This window comes from Mesorhizobium sp. (assembly GCF_041661565.1).
In the GTDB taxonomy this organism is placed as follows: Bacteria; Pseudomonadota; Alphaproteobacteria; order Rhizobiales; family Rhizobiaceae; genus Mesorhizobium.
In genome coordinates this window covers 1-19,662 of record NZ_JBAZUD010000095.1, presented here as the reverse complement: position 1 = coordinate 19,662, position 19,662 = coordinate 1, and the positions used below count along the sequence as shown (strand labels likewise).

General features: G+C 63.6%; 20 protein-coding genes. 17 read left to right on the top strand and 3 right to left on the bottom strand.

The features are described 5' to 3' along the window. Positions 1 to 78 precede the first annotated feature (78 nt). From WC739_RS17010 to WC739_RS16960, 11 genes are all read left to right on the top strand, one after another. A complete protein-coding gene (locus WC739_RS17010; protein ID WP_372954190.1) occupies positions 79 to 1,029 on the top strand; it encodes an AraC family transcriptional regulator in 951 nt (316 codons plus the stop codon). Positions 1,030 to 1,201: 172 nt separating this feature from the next. After that, a complete protein-coding gene (gene ccoN / locus WC739_RS17005; RefSeq protein WP_372954189.1) occupies positions 1,202 to 2,812 on the top strand; it encodes a cytochrome-c oxidase, cbb3-type subunit I in 1,611 nt (536 codons plus the stop codon). 10 nt (positions 2,813 to 2,822) lie between these two features. Further along, entirely contained in the window at positions 2,823 to 3,554 is a 732-nt protein-coding gene (gene ccoO / locus WC739_RS17000; protein ID WP_372954188.1) for a cytochrome-c oxidase, cbb3-type subunit II, read from the top strand. An 11-nt stretch (positions 3,555 to 3,565) separates the two neighbouring features. Then, the gene (locus WC739_RS16995) at positions 3,566 to 3,721 is read left to right on the top strand and encodes a cbb3-type cytochrome c oxidase subunit 3 (RefSeq protein ID WP_224663518.1); all 156 of its coding nucleotides are present in this window, start codon (positions 3,566 to 3,568) and stop codon (positions 3,719 to 3,721) included. Beyond that, positions 3,718 to 4,581, top strand: a complete 864-nt coding sequence (gene ccoP, locus WC739_RS16990) for a cytochrome-c oxidase, cbb3-type subunit III (protein ID WP_372954187.1) — start codon at positions 3,718 to 3,720, stop codon at positions 4,579 to 4,581. Before WC739_RS16995 ends, ccoP begins: the two co-directional genes overlap by 4 nt. A 173-nt stretch (positions 4,582 to 4,754) precedes the next feature. Then, the gene (ccoG, locus tag WC739_RS16985; protein ID WP_372954191.1) at positions 4,755 to 6,326 is read left to right on the top strand and encodes a cytochrome c oxidase accessory protein CcoG; all 1,572 of its coding nucleotides are present in this window, start codon (positions 4,755 to 4,757) and stop codon (positions 6,324 to 6,326) included. Continuing rightward, positions 6,323 to 6,820, top strand: a complete 498-nt coding sequence (locus WC739_RS16980; protein ID WP_372954186.1) for a FixH family protein — start codon at positions 6,323 to 6,325, stop codon at positions 6,818 to 6,820. The genes ccoG and WC739_RS16980 overlap by 4 nt, the downstream gene beginning before the upstream one ends. Continuing rightward, entirely contained in the window at positions 6,817 to 9,105 is a 2,289-nt protein-coding gene (locus WC739_RS16975; RefSeq protein WP_372954185.1) for a cation-translocating P-type ATPase, read from the top strand. The genes WC739_RS16980 and WC739_RS16975 overlap by 4 nt, the downstream gene beginning before the upstream one ends. Beyond that, positions 9,102 to 9,257 carry a cbb3-type cytochrome oxidase assembly protein CcoS gene (ccoS, locus tag WC739_RS16970; RefSeq protein WP_372954184.1) on the top strand — a complete coding sequence of 52 codons (156 nt, stop codon included), beginning with the start codon at positions 9,102 to 9,104 and terminating at the stop codon, positions 9,255 to 9,257. The genes WC739_RS16975 and ccoS overlap by 4 nt, the downstream gene beginning before the upstream one ends. A gap of 241 nt (positions 9,258 to 9,498) precedes the next feature. Next, the gene (nirK, locus tag WC739_RS16965) at positions 9,499 to 10,608 is read left to right on the top strand and encodes a copper-containing nitrite reductase (protein WP_372954183.1); all 1,110 of its coding nucleotides are present in this window, start codon (positions 9,499 to 9,501) and stop codon (positions 10,606 to 10,608) included. Between the two features lie 52 nt (positions 10,609 to 10,660). Next, positions 10,661 to 11,527 (top strand): SUMF1/EgtB/PvdO family nonheme iron enzyme, encoded by an 867-nt coding sequence (locus WC739_RS16960; RefSeq protein ID WP_372954182.1) that lies wholly within the window; start codon positions 10,661 to 10,663, stop codon positions 11,525 to 11,527. 52 nt (positions 11,528 to 11,579) lie between these two features. Here WC739_RS16960 and WC739_RS16955 read toward each other — a convergent pair whose 3' ends face one another. Next, the gene (locus tag WC739_RS16955) at positions 11,580 to 12,755 is read right to left on the bottom strand and encodes an NnrS family protein (protein ID WP_372954181.1); all 1,176 of its coding nucleotides are present in this window, start codon (positions 12,753 to 12,755) and stop codon (positions 11,580 to 11,582) included. A gap of 105 nt (positions 12,756 to 12,860) precedes the next feature. Further along, positions 12,861 to 13,298, bottom strand: coding sequence for a pseudoazurin (locus WC739_RS16950; protein WP_372954180.1), 438 nt, complete (start codon positions 13,296 to 13,298; stop codon positions 12,861 to 12,863). Between the two features lie 147 nt (positions 13,299 to 13,445). On the opposite strand from WC739_RS16950, the gene WC739_RS16945 reads away from it, so the two are divergent. Then, positions 13,446 to 14,147 (top strand): Crp/Fnr family transcriptional regulator, encoded by a 702-nt coding sequence (locus tag WC739_RS16945; RefSeq protein ID WP_372954179.1) that lies wholly within the window; start codon positions 13,446 to 13,448, stop codon positions 14,145 to 14,147. A 3-nt stretch (positions 14,148 to 14,150) separates the two neighbouring features. Here the strand turns inward: WC739_RS16945 and WC739_RS16940 are convergent, their stop codons facing one another. Beyond that, positions 14,151 to 14,366, bottom strand: coding sequence for a DUF1858 domain-containing protein (locus WC739_RS16940; protein ID WP_372954178.1), 216 nt, complete (start codon positions 14,364 to 14,366; stop codon positions 14,151 to 14,153). Between the two features lie 253 nt (positions 14,367 to 14,619). Here WC739_RS16940 and WC739_RS16935 point away from each other — a divergent pair, with 253 nt between their 5' ends. From WC739_RS16935 to WC739_RS16915, 5 genes are all read left to right on the top strand, one after another. Further along, entirely contained in the window at positions 14,620 to 15,570 is a 951-nt protein-coding gene (locus WC739_RS16935; RefSeq protein ID WP_372954177.1) for a hypothetical protein, read from the top strand. After that, the gene (locus WC739_RS16930) at positions 15,558 to 16,445 is read left to right on the top strand and encodes a ThiF family adenylyltransferase (RefSeq protein ID WP_372954176.1); all 888 of its coding nucleotides are present in this window, start codon (positions 15,558 to 15,560) and stop codon (positions 16,443 to 16,445) included. Before WC739_RS16935 ends, WC739_RS16930 begins: the two co-directional genes overlap by 13 nt. Then, positions 16,442 to 17,653: a hypothetical protein gene (locus tag WC739_RS16925; protein ID WP_372954175.1), complete on the top strand. Its 1,212-nt coding sequence runs from the start codon at positions 16,442 to 16,444 to the stop codon at positions 17,651 to 17,653. Before WC739_RS16930 ends, WC739_RS16925 begins: the two co-directional genes overlap by 4 nt. Continuing rightward, positions 17,650 to 18,756 (top strand): N-acetyltransferase family protein, encoded by a 1,107-nt coding sequence (locus WC739_RS16920; protein ID WP_372954174.1) that lies wholly within the window; start codon positions 17,650 to 17,652, stop codon positions 18,754 to 18,756. The genes WC739_RS16925 and WC739_RS16920 overlap by 4 nt, the downstream gene beginning before the upstream one ends. A 1-nt stretch (position 18,757) precedes the next feature. Continuing rightward, positions 18,758 to 19,662 (top strand): hypothetical protein (locus tag WC739_RS16915; protein WP_372954173.1); only part of this gene is annotated, 905 nt, incomplete at its 3' end.

Here is a 19,662-nt window from a genome sequence, read left to right as displayed (position 1 = left end):
CGCCAGTGATGGCGACAACCTTGCCTTCGATACCCATCAGCAATCTCCTTTGGCATGGAGATAGGCAGGCGTTCAAAGATGGTCTATGTCTCATTGTCCATGGATTTGTCGCGATCGTCCAAGAGTCCAATCGACCCGCTGTCCGATGTGCTCGGCGTTCTCGGCGCGCGGGTCACGCGGCGCACCAGGATGGAGGCGGCAGGACGATGGGCCTTCGCCTTTCCGGCCGTCGACCGGCTTAAATTCGTGGCCCTGCTGCGCGGCAGCCAGTGGATGCTGCTGCCGGGATGCGCGCCGCGCCTTATGTGCGAGGGGGACGTGTGCCTGCTCGGGCGTACCGCCTATGCCGTGGCAAGCCACCCCGGCGAGATCCCTGTCGACGGGCAGTCCCTCTATGCGGCGGGCTGCGACATCGCTCACGCCGGAGGCGATGATGTGATCGGGATAGGGGGGACAGTCACGTTCAGCGCCGGGAGCGCCGACTTCCTGCTCGACATGTTGCCAACATTCATGATCGTCCCGCGATCCTCGCCGGCATCCGATGCGGTCGCGACGATCCTTGCCCTCATGGGGAGCGAGTTCGAGCGGGACATGATCGGCAGCGAGATCGTCGGCGCCCGGCTTGCCGACGTATTGCTGGTTGAGGCCATCCGCGCTTATGCTGGCCGCGTCGAGGCGACCGACATCGGCTGGCTGGGCGCGCTTGCCGACGCCCGGATCGGCCGGGCGCTTCGTGCCATCCACGACGATGTCGCTCGACCCTGGACGGTGGCGGGACTTGCCGGCCTGGCAGGAATGTCGCGCGCCGGATTTTCCGCCGAGTTCACCCGCCGCGTCGGACAACCGCCCCTCACCTATGTCCGCGCCTGGCGCCTGACGCTTGCCCGTGCGGCGCTGACGCGCGGTGACGGGAGCGTCGCCGGCATAGCGAGCAGGATCGGCTACACGTCGCAGAGTGCGTTCGGGCATGCTTTCCGGCGCGCCTTCGGGGCCACGCCGAAGGCGAATTCCCGGTCGAAGGAACAGTAGCCATCAGGCTGGGCAACCCGGACCCTGACGAGAGCCACATGTGCGAGATTGACGCGGCCCAATCCAAAAACCTGTGGCCTTGATCTAGATCAAGGCGGCGATGAGCCGGCTGCTGAATTTGTCTCCACGCGAACTGGCGTTTGCGCGTCGGAATCCAAGTCGGGGGCATCTCATGAAATTCGGCACACCAATCGTCGCGTTGGGGCTATTCACCTTTGCGGCCCTTGTGGCCGCCGGCTTCGGTGTGGACGAGCCCTTCCGGCAGCATATGTGGGTGCTGTTTCTTGTGTTGCTCGGCTTTGTCACCATCCTGATCCGCAACACGAATTTCCAAGCGGCAGCGCCGATCGACCCATCCGCTTACATGGATGGTCCAATCCGCTACGGCGCCATCGCCACGATATTCTGGGGTGTGGTCGGCATGCTTGTCGGCGTGCTCATCGCGCTGCAGCTTGCCTATCCGGATCTCAATATCCAGCCATGGTTCAATTTCGGCCGATTGCGGCCGCTGCACACCTCCGGTGTTGTCTTCGCTTTCGGTGGCAATGCGCTGCTTTGCACGTCCTTGTATGTCGTGCAGCGCACTTGCCGCGCCCGGCTCTTCGGCGGCGATCTCGCCTGGTTCGTGTTCTGGGGCTATCAGCTCTTCATCGTCATGGCCGCGACCGGCTATCTGCTCGGCATCACCGAAAGCCGCGAATACGCAGAGCCCGAATGGTATGTGGACATCTGGCTGACCATCGTCTGGGTCGCCTATCTCATCCTGTTCCTCGGCACGATCCTGAAGCGCAAGGAACCGCATATCTACGTCGCCAACTGGTTCTACCTCTCGTTCATCGTGACCATCGCGATGCTGCATGTGGTCAACAATCTGTCGATGCCGGCCTCCCTGCTTGGCTCCAAGAGCTACTCCGCCTTTTCCGGCGTCCAGGACGCGCTGACGCAGTGGTGGTACGGCCACAATGCCGTTGGCTTCTTCCTCACCGCCGGCTTCCTCGGCATGATGTATTACTTCGTGCCCAAGCAGGCGAACCGGCCGATCTATTCCTATCGGTTGTCGATCATCCACTTCTGGGCGCTGATCTTTCTCTACATCTGGGCGGGTCCGCACCATCTCCATTACACGGCCCTCCCCGATTGGGCGCAGACGCTGGGCATGGTGTTCTCGATCATGCTGTGGATGCCGTCCTGGGGCGGCATGATCAACGGCCTGATGACGCTGTCGGGCGCCTGGGACAAGCTCCGCACCGATCCGATCATCCGCATGATGGTGATGGCCATCGCCTTCTACGGCATGTCGACCTTCGAGGGCCCGATGATGTCGATCAAGACGGTCAACTCGCTGTCGCACTATACCGACTGGACGATCGGTCACGTGCACTCCGGTGCGCTCGGCTGGGTCGGCATGATCTCGTTCGGCGCGATCTACTACATGGTGCCGAAGCTCTGGAACCGTGACCGGCTCTATTCGCTCAGGCTCGTCACCTGGCACTTCTGGCTGGCAACGCTCGGGATCGTCGTCTACGCGGCGGTGATGTGGGTGTCCGGCATCATGCAGGGCCTGATGTGGCGCGAGTACGACGAACAGGGCTTCCTGGTCTATTCCTTCGCCGAAACCGTCGCCGCCATGCACCCCTACTATGTCATGCGCGCCATCGGCGGGGCCATGTACCTCTCCGGCACCCTGATCATGGCCTGGAACATCGCCATGACCATCCTCGGCCATCAGCGCGAGGAGCAACCGATGCCGGGCTCACTGCCCTCCCTCCAGCCTGCCGAATAAGGAGCCGAAAATGGGCTTGATGGACAGACACGCAATTATCGAGAAGAACGCCACGCTTCTTCTCGTTGGCTCCCTCCTCGTCGTGACAGTCGGCGGCATCGTCGAGATCGCACCGCTGTTCTATCTCGACAACACGATCGAGAAGGTGGAGGGCATGCGCCCCTACTCGCCGCTCGAACTTGCCGGGCGCAACGTCTATGTGCGCGAGGGCTGCTACCTCTGCCACAGCCAGATGATCAGGCCGTTCCGCGACGAGGTCGAGCGCTACGGCCACTACAGCCTGGCGGCCGAGTCGATGTACGATCACCCCTTCCAGTGGGGATCGAAGCGTACCGGACCGGACCTCGCCCGGGTCGGCGACCGCTACTCGAACGAATGGCACGTGCAGCATCTCAGCGCGCCTCGCTCGGTGGTGCCGGAATCGATCATGCCGAGCTACGCCTTCCTGAAGGATACGCCGATCGACGTGAAGGACTTCTCGACGCATCTGGTCGCCAACAGGCGTGTCGGCGTCCCCTATAGTGATGACATGGTCGCTCACGCGAATGCCGATCTGATGGCGCAGGCCGATCCCAACGGCGACACGTCCGGCCTCGAAGCCCGCTATCCCAAAGCCAAGATCGGCGACTTCGACGGCAACCCGCAACAGGTCACCGAAATGGATGCCCTCGTCGCCTATCTCCAGATGCTCGGCACGCTGGTCGATTTCAAGACCTACGACGACGCCGCCGGCTACCGCTGAGGAGCTTATCCATGGACTACAATTTGATGCGCGAATTTGCCGACAGCTGGGGCTTGGTCGCGATGGCGCTTTTCTTTGTTGGGGCAGTTGCCTTTGCCCTCCGCCCCGGCAGCCGCAAACTGGCCGACGAAGCCGCCCGGATTCCCCTTGAGGACGACTTATCATGAGTGACGAGCACATCGATGAAATCTCCGGCGTCTCGACCACCGGCCACGAATGGGATGGCATTCGGGAACTGAACAATCCGCTTCCGCGCTGGTGGGTCATAACGTTCTACGCCACCATCGTCTGGGCGATCGGCTACACCATCGCCTATCCGGCATGGCCTATGCTGCACTCGGCGACCAGGGGCGTGCTCGGTTACTCCAGCCGCAACGAGGTCAAGGGCGAGCTGGCTGCGGCTGAAACGGCCAAGGGCATATATGTCAGCGCGGTGGAATCGAAGACTGTCTCGGAGATTGCCGCGGACGATACATTGCGCGAATTCGCAGTCGCCGCCGGCGGCGCTGCATTCAAGGTCAACTGCATACAGTGCCACGGCTCCGGCGCCCAGGGCTCCAAAGGCTTTCCCAACCTCAATGACGACGACTGGCTGTGGGGCGGCAAGGCCGAGCAGATCCAGCAGACGATCACGCACGGCATCCGCTTCGCGTCCGATCCCGACACGCGCCTGTCGGAAATGCCGGCCTTTGGCGACATCATCACCAACGACCAGATCGCACAGGTCAGCGCCTACGTCGCCAGCCTGTCGGGAAAGGTCGCGGATGCAAGTCTGATCGAACCTGGCGCCAAGGTGTTCGCGGAAAATTGCGTGGCCTGTCACGGCGACAATGCAAAAGGCAACAAGGAGCTCGGAGGCCCCGATCTGACCGACGCGATCTGGCTCTACGGATCGGGTGAAGCGGCAATAGCCGCGCAGGTCCGCGCACCGAAAATGGGCGTCATGCCCGCCTGGGTCGCGCGCCTGGGCGAAACCAAGGTCAAGGAGCTGGCGGTCTACGTCCATTCGCTTGGCGGTGGGGAATAGGAACGGGGGGCTCTTTGCCCTTCACCGCCAACGCGACGAGGCCCGGCCTGTCCGGGCCTCGACTTTTTCGCTGCGTCGACCCGGTTTGACTTGCATCAACGCGCCTGACCTTGCCCCGCGGCATGACTTGCCCAGGCCGGTAGCCCGAGCATGGATAAATGCCGCCTGTGCGAATGGAGACGCATGTGCTGGACAATACGCAGGTAGAACGGCTCGAGGCCGAGGCGGTCAACTCCGCCAAGACCCGTCAGCCACTTTACGCGGCACGCAAGAAGATCTTCCCGAAACGCGCCTCGGGCAACTTTCGCCGCTTCAAGTGGCTGGTGATGGCCATCACGCTGGGCATCTACTACCTGACGCCGTGGTTGCGGTGGGACCGGGGGCCGTTTGCCCCTGACCAGGCGGTGCTGCTCGATCTCGCCAACCGGCGCTTCTACTTCTTCTTCATCGAGATATGGCCGCAGGAGTTCTACTATGTGGCCGGCCTGCTGGTCATGGCCGGCGTCGGTCTTTTCCTGATCACCTCGACTGTCGGGCGTGCCTGGTGCGGCTACACATGCCCGCAGACCGTCTGGGTCGATCTGTTTCTCGTCGTCGAGCGCGCCATCGAGGGCGATCGCAACGCGCGCATGAAGCTCGATGCCGGGCCCTGGACCGTCCGCAAGCTCCTGCTGCGGGTATCGAAACACGCAACCTGGCTGGTCATTGGCGCAGCGACCGGCGGCGCCTGGATCTTCTATTTCGCCGATGCGCCGACGCTGGCCCGCGAACTCTTCACCGGCACCGCGGCGCCCGTCGCCTACATCACCGTCGCCGTGCTTACGGCGACGACCTATACGTTCGGCGGGCTGATGCGCGAGCAGGTCTGCACCTACATGTGCCCATGGCCGCGCATCCAGGCGGCCATGCTCGACGAGAATTCCCTCACCGTCACCTACAATGACTGGCGCGGCGAACCGCGCTCGCGTCACGCCAAGAAGGTCGTTGCCACGGGTCAGCCCGTTGGCGACTGCGTCGACTGCAACGCCTGCGTCGCGGTTTGTCCGATGGGTATCGACATTCGCGATGGCCAGCAGCTCGAATGCATCACCTGCGCGCTGTGCATCGACGCCTGCGACGGCGTCATGGACAAGCTCGGCAGGGAGCGCGGGCTGATCTCCTACGCGACGCTCTCCGACTACAACGCCAACATGATGCTGGCGACTTCGGGCGGTTCCAGTTCCGTCAATCCGTCGCTGGTCAGGAAGGCGGATGGCACGTTCACCGACAAGCTGGCCCATTTCCATATCCGCAAGATCTTCCGGCCACGCACTTACGTCTACATGGCCGTGTGGTCGCTGATCGGCGTGGGCCTGCTCTATTCGCTGCTGACGCGCGACCGGCTCGAAGTCAACGTGCTGCATGACCGCAATCCGCAGTTCGTCACGCTGTCCGACGGCTCGATCCGCAACGGTTACACCGTCAAGCTGCTCAACATGATCCCCGAGCCAAGGACGATCATCGTCACCATGCAAGGCTTGCCGGGCGCCGAGATGAGCCTCGTTGGCGTCGACCTGCCCGTCGGTCGTTCCGTCCCGATTTCGGTCGAACCCGACCGGCTGAAGATGCTGAAGATCTTCGTGCGCCAGCCGGCCGGTCAGATCCAGGGTACGGCGCAGACCTTCAAGTTCCGCGTCGAGGACAGAGCGAGTTTCGAGGCGGACGAGTACACCGCCACCTTCAACGCACCGGAGATCGCCAGATGACCGCCAAGGCGCAAAAGCCCCGCGAATTCACCGGCAAGCACATGTTGGCCATCATCCTTGCCTTTTTCGGCGTGGTCATAGCGGTCAATCTGACGATGGCGACGCTTGCCAACACCAGCTGGACCGGCCTTGTCGTCGAAAACACCTATGTGGCAAGCCAGCAATTCAACAAGAAGGCCGAAGAAGGACGCGCGCAGGCAGCCCTCGGCTGGGCGGGAAAACTGACCATCGCATCGGGTGAGGTCCGCTACAGCCTGACCGACGCCGCCGGCAAGCCTGTCCCCTTGCATGGGGTCAAGGTGCTGTTTCGCCATCCGGCCTACGAGTCCGAGGACAAGTCCGTCACCCTTGCCCTCGCCACGGGTCAGGAATTCGCCGCGCAACACATGCCGAGGGACGGGGTCTGGATCGTCGAAGTCGACGCCGATGCCGGTCTCGCGAAACCGTACCGCGACGTGCGCAGGATCATCATCTCCCATGGGGCGCTTCAATGAGCTGTTGTGCACCGGGCGCGGAAATGGCGCTGGATTTGGACAGGGGCACGTCCATGCTACCGTCCAGCCAGGAGATCAAGCTGGCGAGCCGGTCGCTCGGCAACGATCTTCGCCAGACCGACCTTTCAGTCCCGACGGTGCATTGCGCAGCCTGCATCCAGGCGATCGAGGCCGCGCTTGGAAAGCTTCATCGCGTCGAGGACGCTCGCGTCAACCTGTCCACCAAACGGGTCTCGGTCAAATGGCGCGGCGACGAGGTTCCGCCGTTTGTGGCGGCGCTCGGGAGACTCGGCTACCCGGCGCATCTGTTCGATCCCGAGGTGGACGAAAATGACAAGACGCTTTCGGAGCTGATCCGTGCCGTCGCTGTCGCCGGCTTTGCGGCGGGCAACATCATGTTGCTTTCGGTCTCGGTCTGGTCAGGCGCCGAAGGCGCGACCCGCGACCTGTTCCACTGGGTCTCGGCGCTGATCGCCATCCCGGCGCTCGCCTTCGCCGGCGGCATCTTCTTCCGCTCCGCCTGGAATGCGCTGCGCCACGGCCGCATGAACATGGACGTGCCCATCGCGGTCGGCGTCTCGCTCGCCTACGCCATGAGCCTTTACGAGACCATCAACCATGGCGATCACGCCTATTTCGACGCGTCGGTCTCGCTGCTGTTCTTCCTGTTGATCGGCCGCACGCTGGATCACGTCATGCGAGAGCGTGCCCGCACAGCCGTGAAAGGCCTGTCGCGGCTGGCCGCGCGGGGTGCCCTGGTGCTGCGCGGCGATGGCGCGCGCGACTACCTGCCGGTTGGCGAGATCGAACCGGGCATGCAACTCCTCATCGCGGCCGGCGAACGGATCCCCGTCGACGGCAAGATCATCCGGGGGACATCGGATCTCGACTGCTCCCTGGTCTCGGGCGAGAGCACGCCGAGGAACGCAGCGCCGAACGATACCGTGCAGGGTGGCGTCCTCAACCTTACCGGCCCGCTGACGATAGAGGCGACGGCGGCTGCCCAGGATTCGTTCCTGGCGGAAATGGTTCGGCTGATGGAGGCCGCCGAAGGCGGCCGGGCGCACTATCGCCGGATCGCCGACCGCGTCTCGGCGCTCTACGCTCCGGTGGTGCATCTCACCGCTTTCGTGACTTTCCTTGGCTGGATGGCGGCAACCGGCGACTGGCACCGGGCGATGACGATCGCCATCGCCGTCCTGATCATCACATGCCCGTGCGCGCTCGGCCTCGCCGTGCCGATCGTGCAGGTGGTCGCCGCGCGGCGCCTGTTCGAGAACGGCATCATGGTGAAGGACGGTTCAGCCATGGAGCGCCTGGCAACGATCGATGCGGCAGTGTTCGACAAGACCGGCACGCTCACACTCGGACAGCCCCGGCTCGTCAATGCGTCCTCCATCGATCCGGACATGCTGGCAATCGCGGCAGCCATGGCGGCGCATTCGCGCCACCCCTATTCAAAGGCCATTGCCGGCTTTGCCGGCCTGGGCGGGCAGAACGGATTCGATACCGTCAGCGAGCATCCGGGCTTCGGCATCGAAGCCAATGCCGCCGGGAGCACCTGGCGGCTTGGCCGACGCGGATGGGCCGGATGGAAGGCGCGAACCGGAGGCGAGGTCAGGGACGGCGATGGCGGAACGGTCCTGGCGAAAGACGGGGTCATTGTCGCCACCTTCTATTTCGAGGATGTGCTGCGTGCCGACGCCAGGGCAGCGATCGAGCGATTGAACGACGCCAAGGTGTCGGTGGAGATGCTGTCGGGCGATACCGCGGCCGCCTGCCGCAAAGTCTCCGGAATGCTGGGTATCGACGACTTCGTTCCGTCCCTGCTGCCGTCCGGCAAGGTCGAGCGCATCGAGACCATGGCCAAGGACGGACACAGGGTTCTGATGGTTGGCGACGGCCTCAACGACACGCCTGCGTTGAGCGCGGCGCATGTCTCGATCGCTCCGGCTACGGCCGCCGACATTGGCCGCAACGCGGCGGATTTCGTATTCCTGCGCGAAAGCCTTCTGGCAGTGCCCCTCGCGCTGGACGTCTCGCGCAAGGCGGGAAGCTTGATCCGCCAGAACATCGTCATTGCAATCGTCTACAATGCCGTCGCCGTGCCGATCGCCATACTGGGGCACGTCACGCCGCTGATCGCGGCGATCGCCATGTCCGCCTCTTCGCTGCTGGTCATCGGAAATGCGCTGCGCCTGCAGAGTTTTGCGGCAAATCCCCCGGCGCAAGCCGCCAGGCCGGACAGGCGCTCTGGTGCCGGCCAATTGGCACAGACGTCGTGACGACCCTTGCCTACCTCATCCCCGTGGCCCTCTTCCTCGGAGCGCTTGGACTTGGGGGCTTCCTGTGGGCCCTGAGGAGCGGTCAATACGAGGATCTCGAGGGAGCCGCCGAGCGCATCCTTATCGACCGGGATGACAAGCCTGATCGCTGAACTGGGTGGCGGCGACAAAGGCCGCCTAGAGCGATTCCAGGAAAAGTGTGAACGGTTCTCCGTCCAGAATTCCGTCAAGACAATGAGATAGCAATTCGCCGTTCTGTTAAACGGTGAATTGTTATAGGCAAGACTATCCCCAAGCCAAGACTTCGCCTGAGTTTGCGCCAGCGCAAAGAAACGCTGCGTCATGTCGGATATCTTCTGATCATTCGAAACGGTTGAGAGACAGGAAACTGACATGATCACGCGACGCGAAGCCCTTTTTGGAGCAGCGATTGGCGCTGTCGCCGTAACGGCATTGCCGGCATTCTCGGCAACGGTAACAAAGGCAGACATTCGAGGACTCGCCCGCGAAAAGATCGAGCTGGTGGCACCGCCTTTTGTTCATCCGCATGATCAGGTCGCCAAGGGCGGGCCGAAAATCGCCGAATTCACCATGACGATCGAGGAAAAGCCTGTCGTCATCGACGCCGACGGCACGAAGCTCAATGCAATGACCTATAACGGCTCCATTCCTGGTCCGCTGATGGTCGTGCACCAGGACGACTATGTCGAACTGACGCTTATCAATCCCGATACCAACTCCCTCGCCCACAACATCGACTTCCACGCAGCGACCGGTGCGCTCGGCGGCGGCGGCCTCACCTTGATCAACCCCGGCGAACAGGTGACCTTGCGCTTCAAGGCGACACGGACGGGAACGTTCGTCTATCACTGCGCGCCTGGCGGTCCGATGATCCCGTGGCATGTCGTCTCCGGCATGAGCGGCTCAATCATGGTCCTGCCGCGCGACGGCCTCAGGAACGACAAGGGCGAACCGGTAAAGTACGACAAGATCTTCTACATCGGCGAGAGCGACTTCTACATCCCGCGCGACGAGAAGGGCGATTTCAAGAGCTATGAATCGGCCGGCGACGGCTACGACGACATCGTCAAGGTGATGCGGGGGTTGATCCCGACGCATGTGGTGTTCAACGGCAAGGTCGGTTCGCTGACAGGCGACAACGCCATGAAGGCGAAAGTCGGCGAGACCGTGTTGATCGTCCATTCGCAGGCCAACCGCGATACGCGGCCGCATCTGATCGGTGGTCACGGCGATTATGTCTGGGAACAGGGCAAATTCGCCAATCCGCCGGCCAAGGATCTGGAAACCTGGTTCATTCGCGGCGGCTCGGCGGGCTCGGCGCTCTACACCTTCCTGCAGCCGGGCATCTACGCCTACGTCAATCACAATTTGATCGAGGCCGTGGAACTCGGAGCGACCGCTCATTTCATGGTCGAGGGCGAGTGGAATGACGACCTGATGACGCAGGTCGAGGCACCGAAACCCATCGCCGCCGTGAACTGACGATACCAAAGACCGCCCGGACAGCGATGCTGTTCGGGCTTGGACAAAAGCCATGTCGCTTTACGTTCTGAAAGTCGTGTCGGTCGCCGTGGCGGCGGCTGTGCCGATCGGCCTCTCGATACAGGCAGACGGTGGAGATCGGCAGCCCTACCCCGTTGCCAAGACGGTCAGCTTGCTTCCCGGTTCGATCACCTATCCATTGCCCGGCGAGTTCCTGAAGGGCGGACGCCCACAGGGCAATCCCCGTCTCGAGCGACAGCTCGGCAAGCCTCTCGAAATCATGATCTATCAAGTCGGCGCTGCCGACTATGCGGCCTGTGTCGCGGCCGGCAGCTGCCAGCCGCCCCAGGAAACACGCGCGATCCCGCGCGATTCTCCCGTGACCGGCGTGAGCTATCTCGACGCCGATGCGTATGCCCGGTGGTATTCGAAAGCGACCGGCGACCAATGGCGGTTGCCATCCGACGAGGAATGGGCCTTTGCCGCCGCAGAGCGGTTCGCAGGCGAGTTCGAGGGTGTCGAAAACGATGCCAACAATCCCGCAAGGCGCTGGCTGACCAGCTACAAGGCCGAGGTCGAGCTCAACATCAAACCGGACCCCCTGCCCAGGAGCCGCGGCTCCTTCGGGGTGAATTCCCGAGGCCTCGCGGACTTCTCCGGCAATGTCTGGGAGTGGACGTCGACCTGCTATGTCCGCACGACCTTGGCGACAGATGGAGTTGGTGTTGCGAGTTCGGTCGACAATTGCGGCGTCCATGTCCTCGAAGGGCGTCACCGGGCCTACATGTCGAACTTCGTCAGCGACGGGAAGAGCGGAGGCTGTGCCGTCGGAACGCCTCCCGACAATCTGGGCTTCAGATTGATCCGGGACCATGCGGGATGGGCGAACCGGATCTTCGGCTGGCTGGGCATCGTCTGAACGGCCCAGCCACGTCTTCGACCCGGCGTCGCGCGCCCTGCGGCTGTGCCCCTCACCGTGCCTTTGGTGTCATCAACGCGGTTCCATGGACCACCAGGAAGCCGGCAAATGCCGCCACCCAGGCGGCGCCGGCAATGTCGATCATCACGCCGGAGGGAACGAAAGTGGCCAGGATTCTCAGCGATCCCGCGAGCAGGATGGCCATGAAGATAAACGAGGCGCCTCTCCCAGCCTTGAGTTCTCGTCCGGTATGCCCGAGCGTTGCACGGGTCATCACGGCCAGTGTCATCGAGCCGACCGCACCGGTTCCGAGCGCATGCAGCCCCGCCGCCGCCGGCACGGCGCCCGGGAAGAAGATCGATGCCGAGACCAGGGCAAGGCCGACAGGCACAAAGGCATAGGCGAGATGAAGGATCAGCACGAGCGGATCCCGCACGGTGCGCTCGCCGGCCCATCGCGACAGACGCCACGCCTGTAAAATTGCGGCGGCCGCCAGCAGCAGCGCGGAGACAATGCTTTCCGGGGCGAACGTCCATGCTCCCAGTGCAAAGGCCGAGATGGCGATCGAAGCCGTGTCAAAACGGCCAAACGGCGCGGGAAGCCTGCCGGGATTCTCGCGGACGAGCCAATTGCGCGTAAAGCTCGGAATGATCCGTCCGCCGATGAGCGAGATCAGCATGATCGCCGCGGCCATGCCGAGCCTTCGGCTGACGTCCGATGTGCCTAGGCTGTGCGCCTCGATATGGAACGCGCCGTTGGCGCAAGCCAGGACCGCGAGCGGGATCAGCACCTTGAGGTTGCGCCAGTTGCGTCCGGCGATAATTTCGCGTGCCGCCGCCGCGGTGACCGCGAGCAGAAACGCGCCGTCGATCAGGGCGCCTGCTTGCCAACCGATATCCGCCGAGAAGAAAACAGCGGCGCGCCCGGCAATCCACAGCACAACCAATGCCAGCAATGGCAAGCCTTGCACAGGCAGCCGGCCGGTCCAGTTCGGGATCGCGGTCAGCAGGAATCCGGTGACGATCGCCGGCAGATAGCCGAACAGCATCTCGTGGACATGCCAGTCGACGGGAACGAACGCGCTGTGGGCGTCGAGTTCGCCGGCATAGATCGGCAGCCAAAGCAGAATGGACAACACGGCATAAAGCGACCCCAGGAAGAAGAAGGGCCTGAATCCGTAGGAAAGAAACGCCGGCCCGGTGTAGGCCCGCAGGCGTGGAATTCCCATGATTTGCATCCTCGAATGAAAAAGGGCCGGATGAACCGCCGCCCTCGGTCCGTCCGGCCCCAGCCTGCCAGCGGATGCCGGCGGGCATGGCTGTATCGATTGCGGTCAGTTGGCCGGGATCTGGCTGAACAGGTCGGCAAACACCGTCTTTGCCTTGCCGGGGTGCTTGACCGCCTTGGCCGCATCGAGGTTGACCGGCTTGCCGACAACGACCAGGGCGACCATGCCCATACCGTAGTGGGGCGCACATTTGACGCCGTAGACGCCCTCCTTCGTCAGGGTGGCGGTGATTTCCTCGCTCGGCTTTCCCTTGAAAGGCTCGGCGCCATCCGGAAGCATGCCCTTGATCGATTCAGCGTTGTGCGTCTTGTCGGTCGGCACGAACTTGACGGTGTCTCCGGGTGCGGCCTTGACGAAGGCCGGCTGGAAAACCATTGCGCCTTTTTCGCCCTTGTTGAGCATCTGCACCACATGCTCTTCAGCGCTGGCGCCGCTGGCGAGCGCGAGGAGGGAGATTGCGGCGGCGAGGATGGAGAGTTTCATCTTTTTTGTCCTTTGTTTCGTCTTCGCGGCATCGCGCCGTTCCATGCCATTTAGCCTGATGCGGCCGGGGACAACTTGCGCTTGCGCAAACTCGCGATAAGAAAGGTCCTCGCATGATTGATGCGAAGAGGGCCGTGGGGGATCCGCTTGGCTGGACTGGACCGATCGCTGATTTCTCGACTGCCGCTGTTCCAGGGGCTGACACCCGACGAGCAGAGCGAAATCCTGCGAAGCGCACGGTCGTCCCGCTTTGCCAAGGACGCGGCGATCTTCGAACAGGAGACCGAAGCGCATTCCTTTTTCGTGCTGGTCGCCGGGCACATACGCGTCGTCCGCACCACGCCGGACGGACAGCAGATCATCGCCCGATACATCAGCGAAGGCGAGATTTTCGGCGTTGCCGCGGCGCTCGGCCGGACGACCTATCCCGCCAGCGCAGTTGCCGCGGTGGACTGCGTCGTGCTGGCCTGGCCCAACGCGCTTTGGCCGGAGTTGGCGCGGCGGTTCCCTGCGTTTGGGGCGACCACCTACAGGACGGTTGGCAACAGGCTCCAGGAAACCCAGGCGCGGGTGGTGGAGATGTCGACGGAGCAGGTCGAGCAAAGGGTCGCGCATGCCTTGTTGCGGTTGGCGAACCAGACCGGCCGCAAGACCGACAGCGGGATCGAAATCGACTTCCCGATCTCGAGGCAGGACATCGCCGAGATGACAGGCACGACACTGCACACGGTCAGCCGGCTGCTGAGCAAGTGGGAAGACATCGGAATAATCGTCAGCGGCCGCCAGAAAGTCACGGTCAGGGATGCGCACCGCCTTGTGGTCCTCGCTGAGAACAGGAGCAAGGACTGACCCTCACCCTTGTCCTCGGACTGCCGATTCCAGGTCAGGAATGAAGAGGTCTTCGTCGACCTGATGCGCCCGGCAGGCCTCGGCCACGGTATGGAATGTACCAATAGGGCAGCCAACGCAAAGCATCCTGTAGCGCAGCACCACCGCCACTGTTGCCGGCCATTTCCTCATGATCTCGTCGACCATCATGTCGGAACTGATGGAACCGGGTTCCTTCATGACGCAGTCTCCCCGAGTTGCGAGACCTCGTCATACAGTCGGCTGGGCACGCCTTCGTTGCGCTTTCGCAACCTCATGGCGCCGGCCCTGGACTCTCAAGCCGTCTGCCAGGAAATCCAATCGGACAGGACGGCAAATGTAGCCATTCTTTATACATTGATAAGGCCGATTAAATATTAGCAATACTGATTTTACTGCATCTTAGGGGAATTCATCTACTGCAGGGCGCTCCAGTCCCAGGAGATGATACGCCTTGCTACGTGCGGTTCTGCAACTGCTGCCGGGTCGGTTCATGGACGTGCGCATGCGCGTGTCGGACGGCTATGAAACGCGGGTCGTCGAGCGGCCCGGACGCTGGATGAAGCCGGCCGAACTGGAACAGCTGACCCAGGATCTGCGCCTGGTTGCGTCGAAGACCCTGAAGGACGGCAGCCTGACCTATGGCGTCTTTTCCGGCGACCGCGGCCGCCTGGAACATTCCATCATCACCATCGTCTACAGGCGCGGCGACGGGCGGCCGATCGCCTTCAACGCGCTGGCGCTGATGGAGATCTCGCTCGCCGGCAAGCCCTATGAGGTACTGCATCTGGGCCTGGTCATGGTCGATCCGGATGAGCGCAGCCGCGGCCTGAGCTGGATCCTCTACGGCCTGACCTGCTTCCTGATGTTCCTGCGCAATCAGCTCAGGCCGATCTGGATCTCCAACGTCACCCAGGTACCTGCCGTCGTTGGGATGGTCGCCGAAGCCTTCACCAATGTGTTTCCCGGCCCGCATGCCGGCGCGCGGCGCTCGCTGACCCATGTCCTTCTGGCGCGGCAGATCATGGCGCGTCACCGCCACGTCTTCGGTGTCGGTCCGGAGGCCGGTTTCGACGAAGAGCGCTTTATCATCACCAACGCCTACACCGGTGGCTCCGACGATCTGAAGAAGTCGTTCGACGACGCGGCCAGGCATCGCGACGAGACCTATAACGAGTTCTGCAAAAAGGAGCTCGACTACGGCCGGGGCGACGATGTGCTGCAGATCGGCCAGATGAATTTCCAGGCCGCGCGCACCTATCTCGCCGACGCCGTTCCGCGCGGATCGCTTGCCGCCCTTGGCCTGGCGGGAGCCGCCGCCACGCTGCAGCGGCTGGTGCTGCCGGTGGTCCACTGGGCCGACTCCAGCCGCCAATGGAACATGTTGAGACCATGGACACGCTAGGATTCAGCTATCAGGAGTTCACGACCCGCAACATCGGGTTCGTCAGCGAAGCCCAGCAGGCCAGGGTGCGTGACGCGACCGTGTTCGTCTGCGGCACCGGAGGCATGGGTGGCGCCTGCATCATGGCGCTGGCGCGCATCGGCATCGGCCGGCTCATCATCGCCGACCTCGACACCTTCGCCATCTCCAACCTCAACCGGCAGGTCTTCGCCTTCACGGACACCGTCGGCCGGCTGAAGGCGGAGGCAACGCGCGATCTCTGCCTGACGATCAACCCGCAGATGCAGATCGTGGTTTACGGCAAGGACTGGCCCGAGCACGCCATATCGGCGATCCGCGACAGCGCCATCGTCGTCAACGGAACCGACGATCTCTGCGCCTCGCTGCTGCTCTACCGCACGGCACGGGACCTCGGCCGCACCGTCATCGACGCCTATGCCTCGCCGCTGCCGTCGGTCTATGTGACCAGGCCCGGCGATCCGATGCCGGAGGAACGGCTGGGATATCCGACATCGGGGACGGCCTGGGATGCGCTCACGCCGGAGCAGCGCGCCACCGCGTTCCTGCGCGAGGCCGAATATGTCGTTCTCAACTCCTCGTCACGCCATCATGTCGACCTCGCAATGGCCGGCGAGGTCGCGGCGGGAAAGCGCAGCCGCATGTCGTTTGCGCCGATGGTCGTCACCACCGGCATGCTGATGGCCTATGAGGCTGTGGCCGGCATCCTCGGCAATGCGCATGGCGCCGACTGCCGCGGCTGGTTCTTCAATCCTTACAGGGGCCGCGTCGAGCGGCCGCGCAATGCTCTTGTCGCGGCACTCATGCGGCCCATAGTGCGCCGTTTCATGCTCAAGCTGATGGCAGCCGACCGATGAATTTCGACGGCACGCTTGTCGCCGACACCATCACCTCGCTGGCCGCTCTGGTCGGCCTGCTGATCGTGATCTCGGTGGTCGGCGGGCGCGACTTGAGCGATCCGCTGTCGCGGCGATTCCTGTTCGGTCTCAGAGTGGTCGCAGTGCTGCTCGCCTGCCGCATCCTTGACTGGACCACGGGCCTTGCCGTCTTCCGCTTCCTAACCATCGTGGCGGCGGGGCTGCTGCCGCTGGCGGCGCTGCTGCTGACCGAAGGATTGCTGCGCCGGCATGCGCCGTTCGCGCTCAAATTCTTCGCCGCCGGGGGTGCGGCGCTGTTCTTCCTGCTGGCCTTCGCTCCAGAACGCTTCGCCGAGCCATGGCGGATGGCAATGCTTCTGCTCTTCCAGTTCGGCGGCTTCCTGGCGATCGGCTGGCTGGTGATGATGCGCGATCGCGACAGTCTTTCGGCGTCAGAGAACCGTACGGTCGAGCGCATGGCGCTGTCGCTGCTCCTGATCATCCCGTTCATGGTCACCGATTACCGGCCGGGCCTGTTCGAGGTTCCGGTGCGGCTCGGCGGCATCGCAATCCTGTTCCTGTGCTGGCTGACGATCGGCCTCGGGCGCGCAAGCCTCGGCCATCGCGACACGATCGGCGCTTTCGCCGTCATCGCGCTGAGCTCTGTGTTTGCCGGGATGGCTCTGGGTGGCATCGACGATCTCGGGTGGCGCGGCAGCGTGCAGGGCGTCGTGATCGTGCTGTCCGCGACGCTGCTGGCCGTCATCTACAATGACAGCGTCAGCCTGACCGCCGAACAGCGCCGCGACTCGCTGCTGCGGCACATGGCGGAGGGGGACCTCACGGATTCGGCGCGCTTCCTGCGTGGCCTGCAGCATCATATGCTGGTCGACGGCGCGTTGATCCTGCCTGCCGCCGACCTTGGCGATTTCGACCTGAAGGTGCTGGCCCGGGCGCTGGAGCAGGTTCCCGTGCTCACGCTCGCCAATCTGCAGCCGGAAGCGCCGATCGACCAGGATATGCGCGAGCAACTCGCCTGGCTGTTCGAGAAGTACGAGGCGACGCATGTGCTTCTGGCGACGCTCGAGCCGTTGACCGTGGTGGCGCTCAACATGCCGGCGCTGGCATCGTCGCCGGGCGTGGAGATGGAGCTGCGCGCCGTGCAGCGCATGGCCATGCTGATCTCGCAGCGGGAGGCCAAGGGTTGATCACCATCGTCGAACGCGACATGGCCGCCTTCTTTCGCGCGCCCTTCAACGCCTATGGCGGCGGGACGCCCCACGTCTCGCCGATGCTGAGCGACCTCAAGCGGTTCCTGTCGGCCAAAACCAACCCGCTTTTCGCCAGCGATGAGGATTTCAGCTTCTTTGCCGCCATGCGCGACGGCAGGCCGGTCGGGCGGATCACAGCCCATGTGCATCGTGCCTCGAACACGCTCCATCGGCTGAACCGCGCCTATTTCGGCTATTTCGATTGCGCCGACGATGCCGATTCTGCCGCTGCCCTGCTTGGTGCTGTCGAGGCATGGGCGCGAAAGCGCGGGTTTTCCGAGATCATCGGCAATTTCAACCTGACCGCCATGCAGCAGGCAGGCGTGATGACGGACGGTTTCGAGCACCATCCCTATACCGACCAGATATGGGGCCCGCCGCACCTGCCGCGCCTGCTCGAGGCGAACGGCTATGCAAGGTCGTTTCCGATGACGACCTTCGAGCAGGACATCTCCACGCTCGATGCCGGCCGACTGACGACGCCGGAGCAGCGCCGGGCGCTGGCCGATCAAGGCTTCAGCTTCGCACCGGTGACGCGAGCGACTTTGTCGGAGCGGCTGGAGGATGCGCGCACCATTCTCAACGACAGCTTTCGCGACAATCCGATGTTCGTGCCGGTGACGAAGGAGGAATTCGATTTCCAGGCCAAGGAGATGAAGTGGGTGATGGACCCGCGCATCTCCACCGTCATGCATCATCAAGGGCGGGCGATCGGCGCCGTCATCGTCATCCCCGACCTCAACCCTTTGGTGAAGGCGACCGGAGCGCGGATCGGCTGGTCGACGCCCTGGCACTATCTGAAATACCGCATGGCGCGACGACGCGCCGTCGTCATTTTCCAGGGCGTGATGCCGCAATACCAAGGCAAGGGGCTCAATCCGCTGATGCTGGCGCACGCACTCGGCGCCATGCGCAGCGCCGGCTACCGCACGGTCGGCGGCACATGGATTGCCGATGTCAACAAGGCCTCGCTTCGCCAGGCCGAAAAGAGCGGTGCGCGGCCGCTGCACCGCCTGCATCTCTTTTCCAAGGCCTTGTAGGATGGACAACACCTTGCTTTCCCGCATCGTCGCCAAGGCCAACCTGGCGCCCTCGGTGCACAACACCCAGCCGGCGCGCTGGCACCTGGCGGGGAACGGTTCGATCCTGGTAATGGCCGAGCTGGCGCGGCAGCTGTCGGTCGGCGACCCGCAGGCCCGCGACCTGGGCATCTCCTGCGGCGCTGCTGTCGAAGGCACGCTTATGGCGCTTGCTGACGCCGGCATCGGCGTCGCCGTCGCCGAGGATCTGTGGCAGGCAAACGACACGGTCGCCTTTCCCGGCTACCGGCTCGCGGCGCGGATCGTTCCCGGCGGCGCGGCACGGCCGTCACCGTTGAACGGCCATGTCGCGAACCGCTTCACCTGGCGTTCGCATTTCAAGCCGGCGGCGATGGCTGCCGCAATCGCGCTGCAGGCATGGGCGCGAGAAGCGGAAGATGTGACGCTTGCTCACACGCCTCAGGACATCGCCATGCTGGCGGCGCTGGCCGACGATGCCAGCCTGGTGTTTCTGCGCGACCGCGCCTTTCGCAATGAGCTTGTGGGCTGGATGCGGCTGGCGCGCTCGCATCCGCGCTACGACGCCGACGGCCTCAATCTGGACGCGCTACGCATGGGCGCGCTGGAAGGATTCGGCGCCGGAGCGGTTTTGGGAACGCGCCTGTTCGACGCCATCGATGCGCTGGGATTGGGCAAGGTGCTGACGGGCGAAGGATCGAAGACGCGGTCGGCGGCGGCGATCGCGCTGTTCCACCGCCCGCGCGAGGAATCGCCTGTGCAGTCGGGCCGTGCCTTCTACCGCTTCTGGCTCAACCTGACGCGGCTCGGCTTCGCGGCCTGGCCGATGGCGGCAGTGGCCGATCATCCGCAAAGTGCGGAGATTTGCGGCCGGCATTTTTCCATCCC

Bases quoted from the DNA above. Each gene is read 5' to 3' on its own strand.
- WC739_RS17010 (WP_372954190.1), top strand. From the start codon at position 79: ATGGTCTATGTCTCATTGTCCATGGATTTGTCGCGATCGTCCAAGAGT.
- ccoN (WP_372954189.1), top strand. From the start codon at position 1,202: ATGAAATTCGGCACACCAATCGTCGCGTTGGGGCTATTCACCTTTGCG.
- ccoO (WP_372954188.1), top strand. From the start codon at position 2,823: ATGGGCTTGATGGACAGACACGCAATTATCGAGAAGAACGCCACGCTT.
- WC739_RS16995 (WP_224663518.1), top strand. From the start codon at position 3,566: ATGGACTACAATTTGATGCGCGAATTTGCCGACAGCTGGGGCTTGGTC.
- ccoP (WP_372954187.1), top strand. From the start codon at position 3,718: ATGAGTGACGAGCACATCGATGAAATCTCCGGCGTCTCGACCACCGGC.
- ccoG (WP_372954191.1), top strand. From the start codon at position 4,755: ATGGAGACGCATGTGCTGGACAATACGCAGGTAGAACGGCTCGAGGCC.
- WC739_RS16980 (WP_372954186.1), top strand. From the start codon at position 6,323: ATGACCGCCAAGGCGCAAAAGCCCCGCGAATTCACCGGCAAGCACATG.
- WC739_RS16975 (WP_372954185.1), top strand. From the start codon at position 6,817: ATGAGCTGTTGTGCACCGGGCGCGGAAATGGCGCTGGATTTGGACAGG.
- nirK (WP_372954183.1), top strand. From the start codon at position 9,499: ATGATCACGCGACGCGAAGCCCTTTTTGGAGCAGCGATTGGCGCTGTC.
- WC739_RS16960 (WP_372954182.1), top strand. From the start codon at position 10,661: ATGTCGCTTTACGTTCTGAAAGTCGTGTCGGTCGCCGTGGCGGCGGCT.
- WC739_RS16955 (WP_372954181.1), bottom strand. From the start codon at position 12,755: ATGGGAATTCCACGCCTGCGGGCCTACACCGGGCCGGCGTTTCTTTCC.
- WC739_RS16950 (WP_372954180.1), bottom strand. From the start codon at position 13,298: ATGAAACTCTCCATCCTCGCCGCCGCAATCTCCCTCCTCGCGCTCGCC.
- WC739_RS16940 (WP_372954178.1), bottom strand. From the start codon at position 14,366: ATGAAGGAACCCGGTTCCATCAGTTCCGACATGATGGTCGACGAGATC.
- WC739_RS16930 (WP_372954176.1), top strand. From the start codon at position 15,558: ATGGACACGCTAGGATTCAGCTATCAGGAGTTCACGACCCGCAACATC.
- WC739_RS16925 (WP_372954175.1), top strand. From the start codon at position 16,442: ATGAATTTCGACGGCACGCTTGTCGCCGACACCATCACCTCGCTGGCC.